The organism is Pseudorhodobacter wandonensis, assembly GCF_001202035.1.
Classification (GTDB): Bacteria; Pseudomonadota; Alphaproteobacteria; order Rhodobacterales; family Rhodobacteraceae; genus Pseudorhodobacter; species Pseudorhodobacter wandonensis.
Genome location: NZ_LGHT01000025.1, coordinates 224834 through 247721, shown reverse-complemented (window position 1 = coordinate 247721; position 22888 = coordinate 224834). Strand labels below are relative to the sequence as shown.

21 protein-coding genes and 2 pseudogenes are annotated in these 22888 nt (G+C 59.8%); 17 read left to right on the top strand and 6 right to left on the bottom strand.

The features are described 5' to 3' along the window. Positions 1-92: 92 nt before the first annotated feature. On the bottom strand, positions 93-1895 hold the full coding sequence (edd, locus tag AKU79_RS05185) for a phosphogluconate dehydratase (RefSeq protein WP_050522499.1): 1803 nt from the start codon (positions 1893-1895) through the stop codon (positions 93-95). Positions 1896-2071: 176 nt separating this feature from the next. Between edd and AKU79_RS05180 the strand changes: the two genes are divergently transcribed. The 3 genes from AKU79_RS05180 (at position 2072) to AKU79_RS05170 (ending at position 6520) form a co-directional block, all read left to right on the top strand. After that, entirely contained in the window at positions 2072-3313 is a 1242-nt protein-coding gene (locus AKU79_RS05180; protein WP_050522498.1) for an RSP_2647 family RNA methyltransferase, read from the top strand. After that, positions 3310-3855, top strand: a complete 546-nt coding sequence (locus AKU79_RS05175; RefSeq protein ID WP_050522497.1) for an RSP_2648 family PIN domain-containing protein — start codon at positions 3310-3312, stop codon at positions 3853-3855. The genes AKU79_RS05180 and AKU79_RS05175 overlap by 4 nt, the downstream gene beginning before the upstream one ends. A gap of 85 nt (positions 3856-3940) precedes the next feature. After that, positions 3941-6520 (top strand): CHAT domain-containing tetratricopeptide repeat protein, encoded by a 2580-nt coding sequence (locus AKU79_RS05170; RefSeq protein ID WP_050522496.1) that lies wholly within the window; start codon positions 3941-3943, stop codon positions 6518-6520. Positions 6521-7038: 518 nt separating this feature from the next. On the opposite strand, the pseudogene AKU79_RS20050 reads toward AKU79_RS05170, so the two are convergent. Further along, positions 7039-7180, bottom strand: a pseudogene (locus AKU79_RS20050) (IS256 family transposase); the annotation flags it as partial. 496 nt (positions 7181-7676) lie between these two features. On the opposite strand from AKU79_RS20050, the gene hemP reads away from it, so the two are divergent. From hemP to AKU79_RS19715, 8 genes and pseudogenes are all read left to right on the top strand, one after another. Next, entirely contained in the window at positions 7677-7823 is a 147-nt protein-coding gene (hemP, locus tag AKU79_RS18890) for a hemin uptake protein HemP (RefSeq protein ID WP_082223935.1), read from the top strand. Between the two features lie 68 nt (positions 7824-7891). Next, on the top strand, positions 7892-8317 hold the full coding sequence (locus AKU79_RS05165; protein ID WP_050522495.1) for a hypothetical protein: 426 nt from the start codon (positions 7892-7894) through the stop codon (positions 8315-8317). Between the two features lie 18 nt (positions 8318-8335). After that, a complete protein-coding gene (locus AKU79_RS05160) occupies positions 8336-9604 on the top strand; it encodes an imelysin family protein (protein WP_050522494.1) in 1269 nt (422 codons plus the stop codon). A gap of 16 nt (positions 9605-9620) precedes the next feature. Continuing rightward, positions 9621-9920, top strand: a complete 300-nt coding sequence (locus AKU79_RS18885) for a (2Fe-2S)-binding protein (RefSeq protein ID WP_082223934.1) — start codon at positions 9621-9623, stop codon at positions 9918-9920. After that, positions 9868-10353, top strand: a complete 486-nt coding sequence (gene bfr / locus AKU79_RS05155; protein ID WP_050522493.1) for a bacterioferritin — start codon at positions 9868-9870, stop codon at positions 10351-10353. Before AKU79_RS18885 ends, bfr begins: the two co-directional genes overlap by 53 nt. Positions 10354-10429: 76 nt before the next feature. Continuing rightward, the gene (locus tag AKU79_RS05150) at positions 10430-11944 is read left to right on the top strand and encodes a di-heme oxidoreductase family protein (RefSeq protein ID WP_050522492.1); all 1515 of its coding nucleotides are present in this window, start codon (positions 10430-10432) and stop codon (positions 11942-11944) included. Beyond that, on the top strand, positions 11944-12912 hold the full coding sequence (locus AKU79_RS05145) for an imelysin family protein (protein ID WP_050522491.1): 969 nt from the start codon (positions 11944-11946) through the stop codon (positions 12910-12912). The genes AKU79_RS05150 and AKU79_RS05145 overlap by 1 nt, the downstream gene beginning before the upstream one ends. A gap of 125 nt (positions 12913-13037) precedes the next feature. Further along, positions 13038-13805: pseudogene (locus AKU79_RS19715) on the top strand (DUF1513 domain-containing protein). Here the strand turns inward: AKU79_RS19715 and AKU79_RS05130 are convergent. From AKU79_RS05130 to AKU79_RS05115, 4 genes are read right to left on the bottom strand one after another with little or no spacing between them, the layout of a single operon-like run. Further along, positions 13802-14617, bottom strand: a complete 816-nt coding sequence (locus AKU79_RS05130; protein WP_231580103.1) for a heme ABC transporter ATP-binding protein — start codon at positions 14615-14617, stop codon at positions 13802-13804. The pseudogene AKU79_RS19715 and the gene AKU79_RS05130 overlap by 4 nt on opposite strands. Further along, positions 14578-15624: a FecCD family ABC transporter permease gene (locus AKU79_RS05125; RefSeq protein ID WP_050522488.1), complete on the bottom strand. Its 1047-nt coding sequence runs from the start codon at positions 15622-15624 to the stop codon at positions 14578-14580. Before AKU79_RS05125 ends, AKU79_RS05130 begins: the two co-directional genes overlap by 40 nt. 1 nt (position 15625) lies before the next feature. After that, entirely contained in the window at positions 15626-16492 is an 867-nt protein-coding gene (locus AKU79_RS05120) for a heme/hemin ABC transporter substrate-binding protein (RefSeq protein WP_050522487.1), read from the bottom strand. Beyond that, the gene (locus AKU79_RS05115) at positions 16489-17523 is read right to left on the bottom strand and encodes a hemin-degrading factor (protein ID WP_050522486.1); all 1035 of its coding nucleotides are present in this window, start codon (positions 17521-17523) and stop codon (positions 16489-16491) included. Before AKU79_RS05115 ends, AKU79_RS05120 begins: the two co-directional genes overlap by 4 nt. A gap of 234 nt (positions 17524-17757) precedes the next feature. Here AKU79_RS05115 and AKU79_RS05110 point away from each other — a divergent pair, with 234 nt between their 5' ends. From AKU79_RS05110 to AKU79_RS05085, 6 genes are read left to right on the top strand one after another with little or no spacing between them, the layout of a single operon-like run. Further along, positions 17758-19857 carry a TonB-dependent receptor domain-containing protein gene (locus AKU79_RS05110; RefSeq protein WP_050522485.1) on the top strand — a complete coding sequence of 700 codons (2100 nt, stop codon included), beginning with the start codon at positions 17758-17760 and terminating at the stop codon, positions 19855-19857. Then, positions 19851-20285, top strand: a complete 435-nt coding sequence (locus tag AKU79_RS05105; protein WP_050522484.1) for a hypothetical protein — start codon at positions 19851-19853, stop codon at positions 20283-20285. Before AKU79_RS05110 ends, AKU79_RS05105 begins: the two co-directional genes overlap by 7 nt. Continuing rightward, the gene (locus AKU79_RS05100; RefSeq protein WP_050522483.1) at positions 20282-20947 is read left to right on the top strand and encodes a MotA/TolQ/ExbB proton channel family protein; all 666 of its coding nucleotides are present in this window, start codon (positions 20282-20284) and stop codon (positions 20945-20947) included. The genes AKU79_RS05105 and AKU79_RS05100 overlap by 4 nt, the downstream gene beginning before the upstream one ends. Beyond that, the gene (locus tag AKU79_RS05095) at positions 20940-21311 is read left to right on the top strand and encodes a biopolymer transporter ExbD (protein WP_050522482.1); all 372 of its coding nucleotides are present in this window, start codon (positions 20940-20942) and stop codon (positions 21309-21311) included. The genes AKU79_RS05100 and AKU79_RS05095 overlap by 8 nt, the downstream gene beginning before the upstream one ends. A 3-nt stretch (positions 21312-21314) precedes the next feature. Beyond that, positions 21315-21701 carry an ExbD/TolR family protein gene (locus tag AKU79_RS05090; RefSeq protein ID WP_050522481.1) on the top strand — a complete coding sequence of 129 codons (387 nt, stop codon included), beginning with the start codon at positions 21315-21317 and terminating at the stop codon, positions 21699-21701. Beyond that, positions 21698-22537 (top strand): TonB family protein, encoded by an 840-nt coding sequence (locus AKU79_RS05085; RefSeq protein WP_050522480.1) that lies wholly within the window; start codon positions 21698-21700, stop codon positions 22535-22537. Before AKU79_RS05090 ends, AKU79_RS05085 begins: the two co-directional genes overlap by 4 nt. Positions 22538-22888 lie beyond the last annotated feature (351 nt).

The window sequence follows — 22888 nt, the reverse complement described above, 5'->3', positions numbered from 1 at the left end:
CAAAGACGCAACTGGTATGGCAGGCGGCGCATTTGTTGCGCCGCTGCGTTTTTAACGGCAGGTCGCCCTTGTGGGGGATGGAGCTGCGCGGCCTAAACCACCCGCGCACCTTCGGTAGATGGGCCGACATTCTGGCGAAATACGTCGAACAGTTCGCGCCCGATGCCATGCGCGTTGCCCGACAGATCGGCCTCGGCCAAGGGGCGGCTGTCGAGATCGACGCCAACAGCCTCTAGCGTGCCTGCATCGGCATCAAGCCGCACGATGTCGCCATCGCGCAGGCGCCCGATTGCCCCACCACAGGCCGCCTCGGGCGAGACGTGGATCGCGGCAGGCACTTTGCCCGAAGCGCCCGACATCCGGCCATCGGTGACCAAGGCCATTTTGTAGCCTCGATCTTGCAACACGGTCAGCATTGGCGTCAGCGAGTGCAGCTCGGGCATCCCGTTGGCACGCGGTCCTTGGAACCGCACGACGACCACGGTGTCGCCTTTGAACTCATCGGCGCGGAATGCCGCTTTAACCGCCTCTTGACTGTGGAAAATGCGGGCAGGGGCTTCGATGATGTGGCGCTCAGGTGCCACAGCAGAAACCTTGATCACGCCGCCCCCCAGATTGCCCGAGAGCTGTTTCAGCCCGCCAACGGGGGCAAACGGCGTGGCAGCAGGGCGCAGGATCTTGTCGTTCAGCGTCTCGGCCGCACCATTTTCCCAAACCAGCGTATCGCCTTGCAGCTTGGGTTCTTGGCGGTAGGCCTCAAGCCCGTCGCCCAGAATGGTCTTGGTATCGGGGTGCAACAGACCTGCATCCAGCAATTGCCCGATCATAAAACCAAGCCCGCCTGCCGCGTGAAAATGGTTCACATCAGCCAACCCGTTCGGGTAAACCTTGGCCATCAGCGGCACGGCATCGGAAATTTCATCGAAATCCTCGATATCCAGCAACACGCCCGCCGCGCGTGCCATCGCAGGCAAGTGCAGCACAAGGTTGGTTGACCCACCTGTCGCCATAAGGCCAACAATACCGTTCACGAAAGTACGTTCGTCCAGAATTTCGCCCGCAGGGGTAAAGTGGTTGCCAAGCGCCGTAATCGCGGCAGCACGTTCTACGGCGGCAGTTGTCAGCGCCTCACGCAGGCCATTGCCGGGGTTCACAAAGCTGGAACCGGGCAGGTGCAGGCCCATAAACTCCATCAGCATCTGGTTGGTGTTTGCGGTGCCGTAAAAGGTGCAGGTGCCAGGCCCGTGATAGCTGGCCATCTCGGCCGCCATCAATTCCTCACGCCCAACCTTGCCTTGCGCAAACGCATTGCGCACGGCCGATTTCTGGTCGTTGGGAATGCCGCTGGGCATTGGGCCAGCTGGTACGAACACTGCCGGAATATGCCCGAAAGTTGCAGCGGCAAGAATCAGGCCCGGTACGATTTTATCGCACACGCCCAAATACAGCGCTGCATCAAACACGTTATGCGACAGTGCCACACCCGCAGCCAGCGCAATCACATCGCGCGAAAACAGCGACAGTTCCATCCCCGGCTGGCCTTGGGTCACGCCGTCACACATCGCAGGCACGCCGCCCGCCACTTGCGCCGTAGCACCGGCCTTGCGGGCTGCAGCGCGGATCAGGTCGGGGTAACGCTCATACGGTTGGTGCGCCGACAGCATGTCGTTATAGGCGGTGACAATGCCGAGGTTTGGCTGGCGGTCCGCCACCAGCGCGTCTTTGTCTGCGCCCATCGCCGCATAGGCATGGGCTTGGTTACCGCAAGATAAATGCGCCCGCGCAGGCCCTTTGGCAACCGCTGCTGCCATCCGGCCCAGGTAATCTCCGCGCGATTTGGCCGAGCGTTCGCGGATGCGGTCGGTTACGCGATCAATTGTGCTGTTCAGGGACATATCGGGCCTCATTGGCAAATGCAGGGGTGATGCAGTACCTGTTAGCGCTAACGGGCGCAAAAGGAAAGAGCAAACATGCACCAATCAGAATTGTAGATCAGAAAACACCTGAGCGAAAGCATAGCTGCCCAATTGACGGGCTTTCCCATGCCAATAAAACCCGATATGGCGGGGGAATGAACAACAGCACCTCTTCGCATGACAGCGACTCCGCAAACACCGGGCCAAATGATCGGCCTACCGTCCGTCTGAAACCCAAGGCCGAGGCGCGGGCAATCCGCCATGGCTTTCCTTGGGTTTATGCTGATGAGCTGGTCACCGACCGGCGCACGCAAAAAATGGTCGCCGGCACGCTGGCGGTTTTAGAGGATGGTGATCGCCGCCCGATGGGTCTGGTGACCGTGAACACCAATTCCAAAATCATCTGCCGGATGCTTGACCAAAACCCCGAGGCGGTGATCGATCAGGCCTGGTGCGAGGCGCGGCTTGGCCGTGCGCTGGCAATGCGCGAGCGGCTGTATGACGCGCCGTTTTACCGCCTTGTCCATGCCGAGGCTGATTTCCTGCCTGGTGTGGTGATTGACCGCTTTGGTGACACTGCCGTAATCCAGCCCAATGCTGCATGGGCTGAGGCGCATATCGATGTGCTGGCCGCTGCGCTTATGGCGGTAACGGGCGTTAAGAACATCTTGAAAAACGCAACCGGCCGCGCGCGCAGCCTTGAAGGGTTGAATGAGGAAACCGTGGTCATCGCGGGGGCGATTGACGCACCGATCCCTGTGCCGATGAACGGCGCAGTTTACATGGCCGATCTGATCGGCGGGCAGAAAACCGGTTTGTTCTTTGACCAACGCCCCAACCACGCCTTTGCCGCCCGTATGGCCAAAGGCGCTCGGGTGCTAGATCTGTTTTCGCATGTCGGCGGCTTTGGCCTTGCGGCTTTGGCAGGCGGTGCGGCCTCGGTTCTGGCTGTCGATGGCTCGGCCCCTGCTTTGGCCTTGGCCGAACAAGGTGCGCAGGCCTCTGGCTTTGCAGACCGTTTTGCCAACCGCCAAGGCGACGCTTTTGCGGTGCTAGAGGCACTGGCCGCCGAAGGCGCGCAGTTTGATGTGATCATCTGTGATCCACCGGCCTTTGCCCCTGCCAAACCGGCGCTCGAGGCAGGCTTGCGCGCTTATGAGCGTGTGGCACGCCTTGCCGCCCCATTGTTGGCGCCCGGCGGCTATTTGGGCCTGTGTTCCTGTTCGCATGCGGCCGATCTGAACGCCTTTCGCAACGCCTGCGGGCGCGGCATCGGGCGGGCAGGGCGGCGCGGGCAATTACTGCACACAGGCTTTGCCGGCCCCGATCACCCGATGTTGCCGCAACTGGCTGAATCGGGCTACCTCAAGGCGCTCTTCTACCGGCTTGACGGTTGAAGCTTGCGCTTGATGCCTGCGTCCTGTTTCCCACAGTGATGCGAGAGGTCCTGCTGGCCGTTGCCGCGCAGGGCCTTTTTACCCCGCTTTGGTCCGATCGTATCTTGGGCGAATGGCAACGCGCCGCCGCCCGCTTTGGCCCCGCGGCCGAGGCCGAGGCGTTGGTGGCCATAGCGCGCGCCAAAGACGGGTTTCCAACGGCACGTGTCAAACCCCAAACGGGGCTAGAGGCGCGGCTTCATCTGCCGGATGAGAATGACATCCACGTTCTTGCCACAGCGATTGCAGGCCATGCCGATGCGATTGTCACGCTGAACGCCAAAGATTTCCCGCGCGGCACCTTGCAAGCCGAAGGTCTGACCCGCCGCGACCCGGACGGGTTGTTGTGGGAAATATGGTCGCATCACCCCGAACAGGTGGAAACCGCGCTGGAACGCGTGCGCGCCACGGCCTCAACCCTGTCGGGCGAAGAAAAAGCGCTGAAGCCTTTGCTAAAGCGCGCAAAACTGACCCGATTGGCCCGTGCTTTGTCAGAAACATGACAAATCCTGTCCTGTTGCAGGTCTTTCTTGCGATGTAATCGACCGCTGCCTAACATCCTATTACCCCAAGGTAAGGATTTTTGCGATGTTCGGCACGGCCCTCAGGTTACTCGTCACCCTAGCACTGCTTGGATTCCCCGCAATCACCGCGGCGCAATCTGACCCGTTTGACGGCTTGGATGCCAATCTGGTTGCGGGGGCGCAGGCGGGCAACCCCTATGACATGCTGAACCTTGGCATGGCCCTGCTTGCCGCTGACCGGACCGAAGCTGCACAGCGCCGCGCATTGGATCTGTTCAGCAAAGCCCATGCCAAAGCCACCGAAAACCCGGACGCGCTTGACCTGCGGCTGGCGGGCTATGCCCTGCGCGAAATGGCTAATGCCGAGAAGGCGCTGTCCAATTTCCGCGAGGCGCTGGCCTATTATGAAGAGGCTGAACGCCTGTTCCGGTCCTTTGACGCAACGGATGAATACAACAGCATGATCGCCGTGCTGATGGAAGATCGCGGCATCGTTTTGCAAGACCTGTCGCGCTATGAAGAGGCGCTGCCACCGCTGAAAATCGCCTACGACTGGTATCTGAACCAAGAGCCGCCGCAGCGGCGCAATGCGGCCAATGTCTTGCTGAACGCAGGCACCGCGCTTGAACGGCTAAAGCGCTATGATGAAGCGCTGGAGGTTTATAAGTGGAGCACCGAGGTTTTCACCGAAACCGATGGCAAAGACAGCGCGGCAGTGGGCTATTTGGCCAATAATATCGGCTGGGTCTATGTGCAAACCAAACGCTTCACCCAGGCCCGCGAATGGCTGGAAAACGCGCTGCGTATTCTCGAACCTTTGGAAGGCGCGATGTCCTATAACGTCACGATTTTGCGCATCAATATGAGCCTTGTCGCAGTAGAGGAAGGCAAATCGGAAGAGGCCGTGCGCTGGGGCTTTCTGGCCATGCCCTATATCGCGCAAAACCGCCAGCAAACCCTTGCCATCCAACGCTGGAATTTCGAATCCCTGTCGCGGGCGTTTACGATGCGCGGCGAACCCGAACGTGCGATCTTTTTCGGCAAGCTTGCAGTGAATGCCCAGCAAGCCATCCGCGCCAGCAATGCGGGCGACACGGCGGCCGATACCTCGGCCCTGCAAGAGGAATGGCGCCGCCTTTACCAATCGCTTGCCGATTTGCTGATCAGCCAAGGCCGGATCTCCGAGGCGCAAGCCGTGCTGAACATGGAAAAAGAAGAAGAGGTGTTTAACTACCTGAAACGTGATGCGCAGGCCGATATCACCAAAACCCGCGCCACGCTGAACGACAAGGAATTGTCCGAGCAAGACAAGCTAGAGGCGCTGGCCGCTTTGCCGATTGCTGCTGATGCGGCCTTGCGCGAATTGACCGATAAACTGGGCACCACAGACCTGACCGAAGAAGAAGCCAATCAGGTCTTTCTGCTGCAAGACGCGTTGCAAAAATCCAGCGATCAGTTTGATGCGGCCGTGACGGCGTTTTTGGCCGAGGTCGCGCCGGATGGCAAAGAAACGCTGGAAAAGCAATTCGACGCAACCGGAAGCTATCAGGCAACTCTGGAGTCACTGCCGCGCCCGACCGCGATTTTGCAGATCGCCACTTTGCCAGATGCGCTGCATCTTTTTGTCACGCTGCCCAGCCTGACATTGCATCAAGAAGTAGCAATCACTCGCGCCGATCTGGCGCGCGTTGTGTTTGACACATTGCAAGCTATTGAAACGGTTTCCCCTGATGCGCCTGAAAAGCTGCAAGCCTTGCACAAGCTGGTCTTTGCGCCGGTTGCCCAACAGCTAAAGGATGCGGGCGTCGAGGTTGTGATGCTGAATCTTGACGGGTTTTTACGCTATGTTCCCTTTGCCGCGCTTTATGATGGCGATCACTATCTGATCGAAGATTTCGCCTTTGTGCAATTCACACCGGCCATTGAAACCCAATTCAAACGCCCTGACCGCACGGCGGCAAAAACCGCTGGCTTTGGCGTGACGGCGCCACATCCCGGCTTTTCGGCTTTGCCCGGTGTACGGGCCGAACTTGCAACGATTTTTGGGGCCAGCGCAGGCCAAGGTGTGCTGAATGGCACCACCGCGCTGGATGCCAGCTTTGATGAACGCAGCCTGAAAACCACGTTGCTCAAGGCCCCTGAAATTCTGCATATTGCCAGCCATTTCAACCTGATGCCGGGGCAAGAGGATGACAGCTTCTTGCTGCTTGGCGATGGCGAGCATTTGCCCTTGGGCAAAATCCGCAACACGCGTGCGCTCAGTTTCAAAGGGATCGATTTGCTGACGCTCTCGGCTTGCCAAACCGCGCGCGGCGCCGATGGCGATGGCGCCGAAATTGACGGTTTTGGCACGACAGCACAGCTGAACGGGGCAGGGGCTGTGATGGCCTCGCTCTGGCCTGTGTCGGATGCAGCGACGCCCAGACTGATGCATGATTTTTACGCGGGAATCATGCAAAACGGGTTGGACAAGGCCGAGGCCCTGCGTCAGGCGCAAATCAAAATGCTGCGCAGCATTGACGTTGTCGCAGATAACACCGATCGTGCTGCGGCCGCCCTAAGCGCCCCCGAACCCGCTGCCAAAGCCGGCTTTGACCATCCCTATTTCTGGTCTGCTTTTGTGCTGATGGGGAATTGGTTGTAATGGCCAAAGCTTGGCCTATCCCCTTGCGTAACGCGGTATGAAACGGTCTGAAAGGCGGTTTGGTCACGGCGCAATTCGGGCGATTAACAACCATCCCCGACGGCGCAAGTGACCACGGGCAGCAGATCATTGCCCTGAAAATATCGGTATAAGGCACCGGCGCTGTTGGTCCGGCCGGGCCTTGCGCGGAGCGCTTATTTCGACCAGCGCGTCCAATCAAAATTGTCTGACACACATCACCGAGTTCCACATCCGCGCTGGAAAGGTCTATCTTTCCCTGATCATCGATTGCCTCAAAGCCGTCATCAGTTGGGCCATCGGGACCATGCCGGTCGCTAATTTGGTGCGGCCCCCTCTGGAACATGAAAATTCTATGAAAAACCGGCAAAATTATTGATGCAAGTGGGGCGCGGCGTTTCGGTAAACCGGGTAAATTTCTCGCAAAACTCAACAGCACAAAAATCAGCCTTTCTGTCCTTGGAGAGGCAACTTCGCATTTGTCTGATGCCACGTGGACACGCTTTGAAGCGTTCCTCGAACGCAATTGCGAATTGATTGCGGGCGGCAAACCATATCTCTGATATTTCTCTCACCCTTTTCAAAGTATCGGACCGCCGGGTAGATCAGCTTGGTCGCGGCTTCCTCGGTCGGGAAGGACCCACCAGCGGGTCTGTATTCGACCAGCCCCAGACCGACCGCGATCCCGCAAAGTAATCGCGCACTTCGGCACGATGATCTCTCCATTGCTCCTCTTGGCGAATCGCGACGGGGGAACGGTCACTTGGCTCAAGTCTCGGTAAAAATTGATCGTGAGATCGGATCACTTATAATGGTAAATCAACATGTTATGCTTGGTTGTCGCTGAAATGCGTCCATCGGTGGCATTGGTGACTAAAAGAATCGGATTTACATTTCTGACTAAATTTGTCAGTTTGATCTCAATCGCCAAGCCACCCCCGCAAGGAAGGGAAGCCCGGTCAGTTTTTGCAAAGGAGTGCGAAATGTCCGCGCCTGTCTATCCAAAGCCTCAGCGGCCAGATTGTGAAGTGATCCGCATCCCGAACTTATCGGAATGGCTGGGCCTTGCCGGGACCAGTGATGCCTCTGTCTGGGCAGCTTATGTTGACTTCAAAACGGCAACGACGAGTCGCGCAGAATGATGATGCAAAGCACGACCGCGAAGATCCCGACCTATGACGCGCGTATTTTGACGGCGGGTCAAGCTATGGCACAAATCACATTGGATGGGCAAATTTATACGCTGCGCATCACCAAGGCAGAAAAGTTGATCTTGACCAAATGAGTATTGCATGGACCCCAGGAGAAAAGCCAAAGCCTGAACAGCCTAACCGAGGCGGAGCTGCTGTTGGAATGCTGGTTGAATTGAACGCGCAAGACCGCGCGGCCATTCTGGCCTTTCGCAAGTGGTGCGATGGCGCTGCAGGCCGAGAGGCCGTTGCGCGCGAATATTCGAGCGCATTTTCTGGCGGTCGTGCGGCGCTAGAACTGAATGCCTTTGCCGATTTGATGGGGGTAATGTTGGGCGCGCCCCGCCGTTCCATCATGCGCCATGGCATCTCCTGCGCCTGCTTTGGCGGTGATGAAGCCGCCTTTGCGCATATGGTTGCTGCTGCAACGCTTGGCGACAATGAGGATGCGATGGCGTTCGCCTTGATCCTGATGCAACCCAATGCGGCTTGGCAGGCGGTGCAGCTGGCGCGGGGGGGGGGGACTTGGCTTGCTGGGCATGATCCGCAGCGCGCGCCGCGTGAACGACTCTCTACTACACTAACCTGAACCAAATAAGGAAATCTGATGCGTCTTAGCCTGTTTGCCACGCTGACCACCACCGCCCTGACTGCGACATTGTTTGCGGCTCCTGTATTTGCTGCAACGCCTGAGGCTGTGGCCCAAACCTATGTTGACATGGCTGCGGCAGGTTATGGCGACAGCTTGACTACTGCGCAGGCCTTGCAAAAGGCGGTTGCGGCGCTGATCGCGTCCCCGTCTGACGTTACGCTTGCTGCGGCCAAAACTGCTTGGTTGGCCGCGCGTGTTCCCTACCAGCAAACCGAGGCGTTTCGTTTTGGCAACTCTATCGTGGATGATTGGGAAGGCAAGGTGAATGCTTGGCCGCTGGACGAAGGGCTGATCGATTATGTTGATGCCAGTTACGGCCAATCCGACGAAAACCCGCTGTCTTCGCTGAACATCATTGCGACGCCGAAATTTACCCTTTCAGGGGCTGAAATTGATGCCAGCGCGCTGACTTCTGATTTTATATCCGGCACCCTGCATGAGGTCGACGGGATCGAGGCGAATGTGGCTTCCGGTTATCACGCGATTGAGTTTCTGCTGTGGGGGCAGGATTTGAACGGCACCGGGCCGGGGGCGGGCGCGCGTGCCGCTAGCGATTACGCACAAGGGGCAGCTTGCACCAATGGGAACTGTGACCGCCGCGCTGCCTATTTGCAGGCCGCGACCGATTTGCTGGTAAGTGACCTTGGCTATATGGCTGACCAATGGACCAGTGGCGAGGCCCGCGAAACCATTTTGAAAGACCCGAATGCCGCCCTTTCCGCTATACTGACCGGGATGGGCAGCCTGTCTTATGGTGAACTTGCCGGCGAGCGGATGCGCCTTGGCGTGATGCTGAATGACCCCGAGGAAGAGCATGATTGTTTTTCCGACAACACCCATAACAGCCACTATTACGATGGTTTGGGCATCCGCAACGTCTATACTGGCAGCTATACGCGGGTGGATGGCAGCGTAATTTCCGGCCCGTCTATGTCGGATCTGGTGGCCTCGGCCGATGCTGCGGTAGATGCGCAATTGCGCGGGGAACTGGATGCCTCGGTCGCTGCACTGGCTGCGGTCAAAACAGCGGCAGAGGGCGGCATGGCCTATGACCAAATGCTTGCGCCGGGCAATGCGAAAGGTGAGGCGCTGATTATGGGGGCTGTGGATGCGCTGGTCACGCAAACCGCCTCGATCAATCGCGCTGTCACGGCCTTGGGGGCTGCGGGCGTGGCGATTGAAGGGTCCGACAGTTTGGATAATCCGGGCGCTGTTTTCCAATAATGCAAAGGGGTTTGTCATGATCATCTGTCACTGTATGGGCATCACTGATCGCCAGATCGCGGCGGCGGTGGACTGGATGCGCGCGGCAGACCCCGAAACGGTTATTACCCCCGGTAAAATTTACCGCGCGCTCGGCAAGCGCGCGGATTGCGGCGGCTGTATGCCGCTGTTCCTTGACACCATGCGCAACTGTGCCAGTTTAGGGCCAGCCACGACGATCCCGTCCAGCCAGACAATACCATACCTTGGAACAGGAGCATCCCATGAAGGGCGACCCCGAAGTCATCGATTATCTGAACGCAGCGCTGCGGTCTGAACTGACAGCTGTCAGCCAGTACTGGCTGCACTACCGGCTGCAGGAGGATTGGGGTTTCGGCCATATCGCCGCCAAATCCCGTGCGGAAAGCATCGAGGAAATGCAGCATGCCGATCGCCTGATCGCGCGGATTTTGTTTCTGGAAGGCCACCCGAACCTGCAAAAGCTGGACCCTTTGCGCATTGGCGAAACCTTGCGCGAAACTCTGGATGCCGATTTGGCGGGCGAACATGACGCGCGCAAACTTTACATAGAGGCGCGCAAGCATTGCGATGCGGTGAGTGATTTCACCTCCAAAACCTTGTTTGAGGAGCTGATTAAGGATGAGGAGGGTCACATTGACTTTCTGGAAACCCAAATCGCACTTTATGATGCGATCGGACCCGAGAAATATGGCCAACTTAACGCAAAACCCGCAGATCAGGCTGAGTAACTGCGTCGCAGCGTGACATATTCTGATTGAATTAGTCAGAAATATTTAGCACTCAGGCGCGGTAAGGAGAAACACTATGTTCCGCACCGCCCTGATACTGTCATGCGTGGCAATGCCACTTGCCGCGCAAACCCTGGATGACCGCCATTTGTCGGCCATTCCCCGCACAGCGACCGAGTCGGCACGGATTGCGGCCGTGACAGCGCCCACCACTGATTTTACCAAGCCCGAATCCTTTGAAGAAAAACCGGCAGGGGCCGCGACAGTGCGGGTGCGGAGCAATGCCGATGCGTTCTCGCAGCTTTCGGCCAATATGCCCTTTGCGCATGAGATGGATTTCAAGCTGGGCAACGCGCTGTTTCGAAAAACCTGGGTTGCCTCTCCTTCGTCCACATTGGCATCCGACGGGTTGGGGCCACTTTACAATGCGCGGGCCTGTCAGGATTGCCACCTGAAGGACGGGCGTGGCCATGCACCAACCGGTGCCGATGACCGAGCCGTTTCGATGTTTTTGCGTCTGTCTGTGCCTGCACCTGCCGCCAGCAGCGCGCAGGAAATTGAGGATTGGATCGCCACCGCGCATGAGCCGACCTATGGCGGCCAATTGCAGGATTTTGCCAGTCCCGGCCACGCGGCCGAAGGTCAGATGCAAATCACGTATACCGACCTGCCCGTAACGCTTGGTGATGGCACAATTGTCACCCTGCGCGCGCCGCTCTACACCGTGGGTGATCTTGGTTATGGCCCGCTGCACGCAAATACCATGCTGTCGCCCCGCGTGGCGCCACAGATGATCGGGCTGGGTTTGCTGGAGGCTATTCCGGCTGAAACCCTTTTGGCCCGTTCCGACCCGCATGATGCCGATGGTGACGGCATTTCAGGCCGCCCCAGCATTGTTCCCAGTGCGGAATTTGGTACTCCCATGCTGGGTCGCTTTGGATACAAGGGCGGTGCGGCCACGGTTCGCGACCAATCGTCGGGGGCGTTTTCGGGCGATATGGGCCTGTCGACGCCTCTACACCCCGACCCGTGGGGCGATTGCATGGCGGCGCAAACCGAATGCATCAATGCCGTGCACGGGCAGGAACCGGGCAGTCGTGACGGGCTGGAGGTGGACGCCGCCTCGCTGGATCTGGTTGCGTTCTATTCGCGCAACCTTGGCGTTCCCGAACGCCGCGATGTTGCTGACCCGTTGGTTTTGCGTGGCAAAGAGGTATTTTATACCCTTGGTTGCACCGGTTGCCATACCCCCAAACACGTCACCCACCGGTTGGAAAACCAGCCCGAGCAAAGCTTTCAATTGATCTGGCCCTATACCGACCTTTTGCTGCATGACATGGGCGCAGGACTGGCCGACAACCGCCCCGAGGGCCGCGCGAGCGGGTCCGAATGGAAAACTCCGCCACTGTGGGGGGTGGGCCTGACCGAGCAGGTTTCCGGTCACAGCCAATTCTTGCACGATGGCCGCGCGCGGTCTTTACTAGAGGCGTTTTTGTGGCACGGCGGCGAGGCGCAGGCCGCCCGCAATGGTGTCGTTGCTCTGCCTGAAAATGACCGCGATGCCTTGATCAAATTTCTGGAGAGTCTGTGATGCTTAAACCCCTTGCCGTTTTGCTGTGCCTTGCCACGCCCGCACTTGCCGATTTTCCCGAGGCAGTGACGCAGCATATCCTACCCGGCTATGCCCGCTTCGCGCAGGCCAGCCAAAATTTGGCAGATGCCGCCACCCGCAGTTGTGACGTGGCCGATCTGCGCCCCGCCTATCAAGCGGCGTTTGATGCGTGGATGGGGGTGCAGCATTTGCGTTTTGGCCCGGTTGAACAGGGCGGGCTTGGCCTAGCCATCGCCTATTGGCCCGACCCGAAGGGCAGCGGTTCGCGGGCACAGATGGCCTTGTTGACAGGGGATGCGGCACAGTTGGACCCCGCGATGTTTGCCAAGCAATCCATTGCTGCGCGGGGGCTGTTTGCGTTGGAACGTTTGCTTTATCCGGCGGGGAATTTGCCTGCCGATCCTTGCCCGTTAACCCGTGCCACAACGACCGACCTTGCCCGTGTGGCGGGGGAGGTAAATGACGCATGGGTCACTGCTTATGCCGACACCATGCTGACGGCGGGCGAGGCGGGCAACACCACCTACCTGACCCGCCCCGAGGCACGGCAGGTTTTGTTTACCCAGCTTGTCACCTCGTTGGAGTTTACCGATGACAGCCGCCTTGGCCGCCCTTTGGGCAGTTTCACAACACCGCGCCCCGAGCGGGCCGAGGCACTGGCGTCAGGCCGTCCCTTGCGCAATATCATTCTGTCGTTGCAGGCGCAAAAGGCGTTGGCCCTTGCGCTGACCCCGGACGCGCCGCAGACCATCGCCGCGTTTGACCATGCTTTGGGGCTGGCCGAAACGCTTGATGATCCTGAACTGGCAGGCGTGGCAATGCCTGAAAGCCGCCTGAAGGTCGAGATTTTGCAACAGGCGATTGAGGCGTTGCGCATCGTCGTTTTGTCCGAGCTTGGGCCAGAGCTGGACGTGGGCATCGGGTTTAACGCAGCAGATGGGGATTAAAATGACCAGCCGCCGCGCTTTCTGGCAGGGCTTGCGATAACGAGCTTGCCGCGATTGACTTGGGCCGATGTCGGCAGTCCCGCCTTTCTGGCGGCGGGAAAAACGGCGCAGGGGGGGAGTGCTGCATGGGCTGTCTGGGAATGGACATAGTCGTTTCACCCAGCGCTGCCCGCGCGGCGGCCTGCGCCCGCCCCACCCGCGCGATAGCAGTGGTCTTTGCCCGACGCCCTGACACCTTTGCACTGGTGCTGAATGGTGCGCGCAGGGCCGTGCTGCACAGGCTTGACCCGCCACAGGGGCGGCAATTCAACGGGCATGGTGCCTTTTCGGCAGAAGGATTGCTGTTGCTGACATCCGAGGTGGGGGCGGAAGGCTCGGCAGGCCGCGTTGGCCTGTGGGATACGCGCGGTTTTCGCCGACTGCGGAAGCGGGGTTGTGGCGGTATTGCCCGATGATAACAAGGCGTTGCCCGATCACCGCTTGGCTGTGGCCAATGGGGGCATCCAGACCGACCCAAGCGCCCGAACCATACTGAACTTTGTACCATGCGCCAGAACCTGACGGTTATAGCAGATGGCGTGCTTGTGGATCAGGTGGAATTGGTGGCTGAATACCCTCAAAACTCGATCCTTCACCTTGCCCTGTTGCCTGACCACATCGCGATTGCCATGCAATGGGAGGGTGACGCCGCCGAGCCTGTGCCGCTGTTAGGTCTGTGGCAAGCAGGGCAGGCGGCGCAGCTTTGCCCGGCTGCGAATATTTCTGGCGTGGGCGCGATGGGGGCGGGGTTTGTCGTGACAGACGGGCAAGGCGTGGCACGGCAGCGTGATCAGGGTTTGGCCTTGCTGGAACAGCACCCCGTGGCATGGGGCAACCACCCGATCGCGCCTTAAGCCGGCATCGCTTGCGGCACCAGCCACGGGCCATGATCCGGGGCGGCATTTACGCGCACGGGGCAGCCATAGGCCGTAGACAAGGTGCCGTCCGTCATCACCTGATGCGGGCTGCCCATTGCTGCAAGGCGGCCGTTGTGCAGCAGCGCCATCTGGTCTGCAAACATGGCGGTCAGGTTCAGATCATGCATCACCGCCACCACTCCGCCCCCCGCATCGGCAAAACGCCGCGCGATGCCCATCACCATCAGTTGATGCCCGATATCAAGGCTGGACACCGGTTCATCCAGAAACAGCCAGCGCGGGCCGTTTGGCCCGACCGGCTGCCACACTTGCAACAAAACGCGGGCGAGGTGGGCGCGTTGCTGTTCGCCGCCAGAAAGGTCTTGGAAGGCGCGGTTGCCATAGGATGCCAGCCCGACCATGGCCAAGGCGCGCGCAGGCAGGTCGGTTTGGGCATCCACCTCGCTTGACTGAAGGCCAAGGCGCACCACCTCGGTCACGGTAAAGGGAAAGGCAAGCTGGGTCGCTTGGGCCAATACGGCGCGAATGGTAGCCAGTTGCCACAGTTTTGCCTGCGCCACGTCCAGCCCGTTCAATCGGGCGTGACCGTGAAATGGGGCATCGCCGGTCATAGCGCGCAACAGGGTTGTCTTGCCCGACCCGTTCGGCCCGACGATGGCTGTGATTTGCCCCTGCTGCGCGGTTAAGGAGATGCTATGCAAAACCTGACGTCCCGCAAGCGCAACACAAAGATCGCCTATTTCCAGCATCATAACCCCCCGATGCCGCGCCGTTGCAGCAATATCCATAAAAACACCGGCGCGCCGACCAGCGCAGTGACAATGCCAATAGGCAGCTCGGCCGGTGCCAAAAGCGTGCGGGCAAAGATATCGGCAAGCACCAGCAGGCTTGCCCCCAATAGGGCCGCATTGGGCAGCAAAAAGCGGTGGTCCGGCCCGGTTGCCAGCCTTAATAGATGCGGCACGACGATGCCGATAAAGCCGATGCCACCCGCAATCGCCACAGAGGCACCGGCGCTGGCCGCCACCCCCAGAATCGTGATGCGTTTCAAACGCTCGGTATCTATGCCGATATGGCGGGCCTGCGCCTCGCCCAGGGCCAGTGCGTTCAGCCCGCGTGCCAGCAGCGGCGAAAGCGCCAGAACCGGCACAATCAACGGCAGGCTGGCCGCAATCTTGGCCCAGCTTGCCCCCGCCAACGACCCCATGCCCCAAAAGGTAAGGTCGCGCAGCTGGCGGTCATCGGCCATATAAACCAGCACGCCCGTCACAGCGCCAGCCAAGGCACCAAGCGCGATGCCTGCCAATAGCATCGTGGCCACCGATACGCTGCCGCCGCGGCTGGCCAAACGATACAGAGCAATGGTCGCCGCCCAGCCGCCCAGAAACGCCGCAAACGGCACCAGTTGCGGGCCGATCCATGCGCCAAGGGTTGCAGGCAACAGCCCGCCCAGCACAATCGCCAGCACCGCACCAAGGCCGGCGCCGGCCCCCACTCCCACAATCCCCGGATCCGCCAGCGGGTTGCGAAACAGCCCTTGCATCAGCGCCCCCGACACTGCCAGCGCAGCACCCACCAGTGCGCCCATTGCCAAACGAGGCAGGCGAATATCCCATAGAATCAACGCCTCACGCGCAGATAAACCATCCAGCATATCGAAAAGCGACACCCCCGTTGCCCCTGACCCGATTGAGGCCAGTCCGGCCACAGCCAGAGCCAAGGCCAGCCCTTGTGTCACACGCGCCGCGCGGATCGACCGGTCTTGTATATCCGTCGTTTCGGCCAGCATAACCATGTCAGCCCCCGTAAAGTGCGGCGTTCAATGCCAGTGCCGCATCGGGCGTGCGCGGACCAAAGCCCAGCAATAGCATACCGTCCATGCGGATGATCCGGCCTGCCTTGGCGGCCGGCGTTGCGGCAAGCGCGGGCGTGGCCTGCACATCTTCGGCCGAAAGCGCCAGATCGCCACCGCGGTCCATCATCAAAATCACATCGGGCGCGGCGGCGATCACCGCCTCATCCGTGATCTGTTTATAGCCGTCAAAGCCTGACACCGCATTCACCCCGCCCCCAAGTGCGATGATGCCAGCCGCAGATGAGCCTTCGCCCCCCGCCATCACACGACCACCCTGCAGCGAAATCACAAACAGCACCGATTGCGGGGCGGTCACCGCATCTGCGCGGGCGGCGGCGGCGGCAAAGCCCGCAGCGGTTTTGTCGGCAAGGGCTGCGCCTTCTGCCTCAAGGTTCAGCGCGGCTGCGACAGATGTGATTTTGTCCAGCACCCCTTGGGCGCTAAAGCTACCGGGCATGGTGACAAAGGGAATGCCACCCGCCTGCAACACCGCCACTGCCTCTACCGGTCCCGCGCCGTCCTCGGATAAGATCAGATCCGGCGTCAGTGACAACACCCCTTCGGGCGAAAGCGCACGGATATAGCCGACATCGGGCAGGGCCAAAACGCTTTCGGGGTAGTTCGAGGTCGAATCCCGCCCAACCAGCAGATCCTCCGCGCCAAGCGCGACAATTGTTTCCGTGACTGAACCGCCCAAAGAGACGACGCGGGGTTTCGGGGTGTCGGCAAGGGCAAAGGTGGCAAGCGCCGCCACCCCAAGGCCCGCGATCAAGCCAAGATGCAGGCTTGCAAGGCTGGGCCGGATCATGCCATTTCCTCCACCAGACGGGGCAAGCGTGCCGTCATTGCGTCCCACGCATCGGGGGCCGCGTCTTTGCGATAACCAAAGATTTGCAAGATCAGCGCACCGTCTTTGTCAAATGCCTCTACACTATAGACGGTTCCGCGCTTGGTGGGCTTGGATACGCAATAGGCCTCGGCAATATGATCTTCGCGCAGATGCAGATTGAAACGCGGGTCCATGACGTTGATCCATGGCCCCATCGGCACGACTTTTTCGATCAGCCCGCCGTGGATTTGAATGCAGCCCGCATTGCCGACAAATATCATCACCGGAATGGCCTCGGTGGCGCAGGTGGTCAGGGTTTGTGTCACCGCCGACAGGTCCAGCCGTTGCACATGCGGCGCGCCGATAACATGATATGCGCCAAGGCGGTTCATCTTGTGCCGGCTTGTCATGGCAAAGAACTGATGCGTGTCGGTCATCGCGTCCCAATCGGCGCGCAGGGCATCGGCGCGTGCCGCATCGCCCTTCGGCCCCTCGACCGCTGCGCGGGGGGCCAGCGTCAGGGTTTGCACCTGATCGGGCAGGCGCAGGGTTGCGACCAGCGCATCAAATGCCGCAAAATCACTTTCTGGTTTCAGGTGGATTTTATGCACCGCATCACCCGCGCCGTCAAAAATTTGCAGGCTGCATTTGCGGCCGTCCGGCACCGTTTCGGCCACAGCAAAGCCGAAGACCCAATGTTTCGGGAACATCCGCATGTCGATTTCCGGCCCCAAGATCATTTGGGCATGGGCCCCGCCGTGATAGGGCGCGTAAACGCCGCGTCGTTCATGCACGGCAGAGTCGTTGCGGGTCAGCGCCATGACATCGCCCAAGCCTTCGATCAGGGGCATCAGACGGTCCAAAGTGGCGTCAATCGCAGTGGTACCATGGCCAACATGGGCGGCGACCAGATCGGCCTCGGTTATGCCTTGGGCATGGGCAAAATCACGGGCGCGGGCTGTGGGGTTTTCGATGCGCAATGCGCGCAGGTCTGCGGGTTGGATGGCCATCGCGGCGGTCCTCTCTATGTCAAAGGGGGGCTGTGTCTGGCGGCCGCAGAAAGGCGGTGGCTGGAGCGGTTTTTCAAAACTGTAATACTTGACAGTTATTGTCAGCTTACCTAAAAGCCTTTTCCTGACAGATCAAGTCAGAAAATGAAAACGCTCTGCCCGCCAGCATGATGCCGCCCCCGCTTTGGGCCGCAGGCCAGCCCCCTCTCGCAGAATTAACGTCAAGGGACGCCCATGCTTGTTTACCGCACCTACCATATTTCCATGTCCGCCCGCCTTATGGCATCCGCGACCGTTGCCGCCTTGGCCGCTGGCCCAATCGCCGCGCAAACGGCCGCTGATGTGCCGCTGCTGGGGCGAATCATTCTTGGCGCTGGCCAGCCCAAAGTGGCTATGGACACACCGCAGGCCGTCACCTCGGTAGAGCAAGAGGATTTGGATCGTGACCAGCCCGAAACCCTGACCGAGCTGTTTAAGACCGTGCCGGGGGTGCAGGGTGCGGGTGCTTCGGCGCGACCATTGGGGCAGGCGTTCAATATTCGTGGCATCGGCAATTCTGAGCAAACAGCATCCGAAAGCCGGATTATTGTGACGGTAGACGGTGCGCCCAAATTCTTTGAGCAATACCGCATGGGGTCTTTCTTTGGCGATCTGGAGCTGTTCAAGCGGGTCGAGGTGCTGCGCGGGCCTGCGTCTTCCACACTTTACGGGTCGGGGGCGATTGGCGGCGCGGTGGCCTTTACCACCAAGGACGCCAGCGATTTTATCCCCGAGGATAAGACGACGACCCTGCGGTTCAAATCGGCCTATGACAGCAATGGCAATGGGAACAAGCAAAGCCTGATTTTTGCCACCAAACAGGGCGGGGCCGAGTATTTGGGGGCGCTGAATTACAGCACCGGCAATGATGTCAAGGATGGTGCTGGCAATGTGTTGCCCGGCACCGCGCATGACAGTGTGTCGGGGCTGCTAAAAGGCACTTGGGCCTTGGGCGAGGAGCAATCGCTGACCCTGTCCATGTCGCGCACGGACAGCGATTTGGACGATACTGTCGTGGCGCAAACGGGCGGTGCTGCGGTCGCGGGCTTTGGCACGGCAGATGTGCATACGATTGATGATACGGTCGCGCTGACGTGGAAAAACCCCATGAGTGAAAGTGCACTCTGGGATGTCAGCGCCACCTTGTCGTTTACGAACACGCAGGTTGAAAAAGACGACTTCTCGCTCGGGTCCATGTGCGCGCCGGGGCGGACCATTGTGTTGTGTGACAGTGAATATGGTTACAAAACCACCAGCCTGCGTTTGGAAAACACCGCCGATTTGTCGGCAGGCGGATGGGAGAACTTCCTGACCTTTGGGGTGCAGGTTTCGCAGCAAATCCGCAGCGCGTCCTCTATCGCGGGGGCAATGGCTTTTCACCCCGAAGGCAAGGACAACAAGCTGGGTGCCTATGTGCAGGGTGAATTTGTCTGGAATGACCGGCTGACCCTGATCCCCGGTGTGCGGGTGGATTTTGGCGATGTGACCCCCAGTGCGGCGGCGATTGCGGCAGGGGGCACGGCGCAAAACGACAGCGCGATTTCGCCAAAACTGGCGGCGATGTATAAAATGAATGACAGCTGGTCGGTCTTTGGCTCGGTCGCCCGCACAGAACGGATGCCAACCTTGGATGAGCTGTATTCATCCGAAGCGGCAAGCAGCCTGCCGGCACGCACGCCAAGCCTGAACCTGGCCAAGGAAAGCGCCGATACGATCGAGTTGGGTTTTACATATCAACGCACTGGCCTGTTTGCGGCGGGTGATACGCTGCAGGTGAAAACCACCGCATTTCACAACGATGTCACCAACATGATCGCCACAACCCCGCGTGTGGCAGGTGGGGCGGCGGTGCCCTATTTCAGCAATATCGCGGCGGCCAAACTCTGGGGGGTAGAGGTTGAGGCCGATTATGACGCCGACCGTTGGTTTGCCCAGCTTGCCTATTCCAATGTGCGCAGCAAAGACCGCAGCACAGGGTTAACGCTGGCCGATACGCCTGCCGAAAACGTGGCGCTGACGCTGGGGGCGAAATTGCCAGACCATAACCTGACAGTCGGTTGGCGCGCGGCATATTTCGACAAGATCACAACCTCATCCGCCACGACGTCGGGGTCTGCCTATGACACGCATGATGTTTTCGTGACGTGGAAACCGCAGGATGGCGTTATGGCGGGGCTGGATGTGAACCTGTCACTGACCAATGTCTTTAATGCCGACTATCGCAACAACCTGTCACTGGATTCCGCCCCCGGCCGCAGTGCAAAGCTGTCTATCGGAAAGAGCATCTCATGGTGATGCGGGTAGCGGCGCTTTGTATGCTGATTGCGGGGCCCGCCGCCGCGCAATCCGTGCCCGCCGCGCAGTCCTTGGCTGTAGAGTTGAACACAGCCGAGGATATGGACACAGCAACGGGTGGGGCCTGCCGCCTCAGCTTTCTGGCCGAAAACAAACTGGGGGCCGACCTGTCAGCCGTGGTGTTCGAGGTCGTCGTGCTGAACGCTCAAGGACAAGTTGACCGCCTGACCTTGCTGGATTTCCAAGACCTGCCGCAGGGGCGCAAGCGGGTACGGCAGTTTGATCTGCCGGGCCTGACCTGTGACACTGTGGCCCAATTGTTGATCAACGCGGCCAACACCTGCACGGGCAAAGGGATGGACCCTGATGCCTGCATGAAAGGGCTTGCGGTGACATCGCGCGTCACGGGTACAGAGGTGTCAGGATGACAAATTGGCTGCATCAAACCGCCATCGCGGTCCAAGAGTTTATCGCACTTGGGGGTTGGGTTGTGGGGCTACTGCTTGCGCTGTCGGTGCTGGCGGGGGCGCTGGTGCTGTGGAAGCTGTGGCAATTCCAGTTGCTCGGCCGTGATGCCGCATTGCGCGAGGCACTCTTGTTGTGGAATGCGGGCCAAAAGCCTGCTGCGCGCGCCAGCTTGGGCACGGCGCCTGGCGCGCTGGGCCAACTCGCGGCGCGGGCGATGGCCGCACCTTCGCGCGATCTGCGCGACAGGCTGTATACGGAAACCGAGGCGCTGATGGCGCGGTTGGAGGCGGGCTTCCGCGCCTTGGATGCGATTGTTCAGATCGCACCTCTGATGGGGCTGTTCGGCACTGTTTTGGGCATGATCGAGGCGTTTCAGGCCTTGCAAGGGGCGGGAGCCTCGGTAGATCCGTCAATTTTGGCGGGGGGCATCTGGGTTGCGCTGCTGACCACGGCGGTTGGGCTGGCGATTGCGATGCCGGTTTCCCTGATCCTGACATGGCTTGAGGCGCGGGTGGCGGCGCAGCGGCGGCTGGCCGAGGCGATGGTCGAAACCTTGTGCGGCCCCGCCTTGCCGCAGGCAAACATCGTGGCGCATCCCGTGGAACGGCTGGCCCATGCCTAGCCGCGCAGCCCCCCTGCGGCGGCGGGCCTTGTCGCTGACATCGCTGATCGACGTGATCTTTCTGCTGCTGCTGTTTTTTATGCTGACAACCACCTTTACCCGCACGGGCGACTTGGCACTTAGCGAGGGCGGGGCAGGGGGTACGATTGCCGAAGCCCCTATTTTCCTGCGGTTGGCGGTTGATGGCCTGTCCGTTAATGGCGCGTCAATCCCGCTGGATCAGGTCGCAACCGCCATTGCCGCACTGTCCCCAGCCCCCATTGTTCTTATCAGCCCGCAACCCGGCGTGACCGCGCAGCGTTTGGCCGATGTGCTGACGGCCTTACAAGGGCTGGCAGGCGCGCAGCTGCATGTGTTGGGCTAACAGATGCGCGCCCCCCGTTTCCAACGCAAAAAGCCGGAACCGACGATCACCCTGATCAATGTAGTTTTTCTGATGCTGATTTTCTTTCTGGTTGCAGGCAGCATCGCGCCGCCTGTGCCAACCAATGTGCGTCTGGTGCAAGTTGCGGCGAATAAGGCAGCCATTCCGCCCAATGTATTGGTAATCGACGTGACGGGACAGACGTTTTCGCAACAGGGGCCAATCGACGCTGCGGCATTTGTCGCGGCGCTGCCCGCCGATGCCGCAGGTATTGCGCGGGTGATGCCAGACCGCGATCTGCCCGCCGAACAGCTAATCGCCGTGGCGCGGGCCTTGCGGCAGGCGGGCGCGCGTGAGGTGCGGCTGCTGACGGAAAGGACGACAGAATGAGCCTTCGCAAATTGGTCTTTGCTACGGCTACGATTGCGCTTTCTGGCACGCTTCATGCCGCAGCTGTGGGGCATCTGGCCCTGTCCAGAGGCCCTGTGCCGGACCTCAGCGCGGGTGGTGAGCAGGCGATCCCGCTGCTTGGGGATAGTTTTGCCGATATGGCAGCGGGCGGGGCAGTGGCCCCCGTGGCACCAACCCTGTCGCCCAAAGCGGTAGCAACGCCTTTGGCACCGCTGGACGTGTCTGCCTTGGAAATGCAGCCAGTGGTTGCGGTCGCGCGACCCGTCGAGTCTGCGAAAGCGCCCCAACCCGTGGCCCCCGAAGTTGCCACAGCACCCGCCCCGCAATACGCTACCGAACCCGAAACGCACGCGACCATCACTCCCGTGCCCAATGCGGTTCCGGTGCGCCCAGAACCGCGGCCCCAAAAGTCAAAGCCAGCGCCCAAGGCCAAGCCGCAAGCGGTCGGAAATTCTGATCAGAACCGGACAAAAGGGGGTGTATCTGGTCAGGTCGCCGGAAAATCCGCCATTGCCAAAGGTAAGGCCGCAGACCAGCAGGGCGATGGGGGCAAAGCGGCGGCAAGCTATGCCTCGTCCGTGTTGCGCAAGATTTCCAGAACTCGCAAAGCGAAATCCCCCGCGAAAGGGCGCGTAGTTGTCAGCTTTTCGGTTTCAGGGAATGGTACATTGCAATCCGCAAGCATCGCGAAATCTTCTGGCGATGCAAGGCTTGATCAGGTGGCATTAGATCACATCCGCCGCGCCGCCCCATTCCCCGCGCCGCCGCCCTCAGCCAAACGAAATTTTGCATTTGAATTCATCGGGAAGAACTGAACTGTCGGCGCTGTTGGCACTATGCCTTTCGTCATTGGACGCAACGGTTAGCCGCTGATCGCCTGTCGAACTGGATGCATCCGCAGATTGCAGATCGCAAAGCAAATCTGACGTGCAATAGTTCTGGCCGCTCTAAGTGCAACTCTGTGAATTCGCTTAAATATATTGACCTTGCGTTATGGTGGTACAAATCAGCATCGGCTCATTTTTTTGCCTTTGCTTGAGCCTGCGCGTTTAACCAAGTTTACGTCGCTGACATTATTTTCTGATGAAAACATAGGAAAAAATAAGAGGGCAAATCCTGATGCGCGCCGACACATCAAGCAGCCCATTTTGCGTCATTTGATTTTT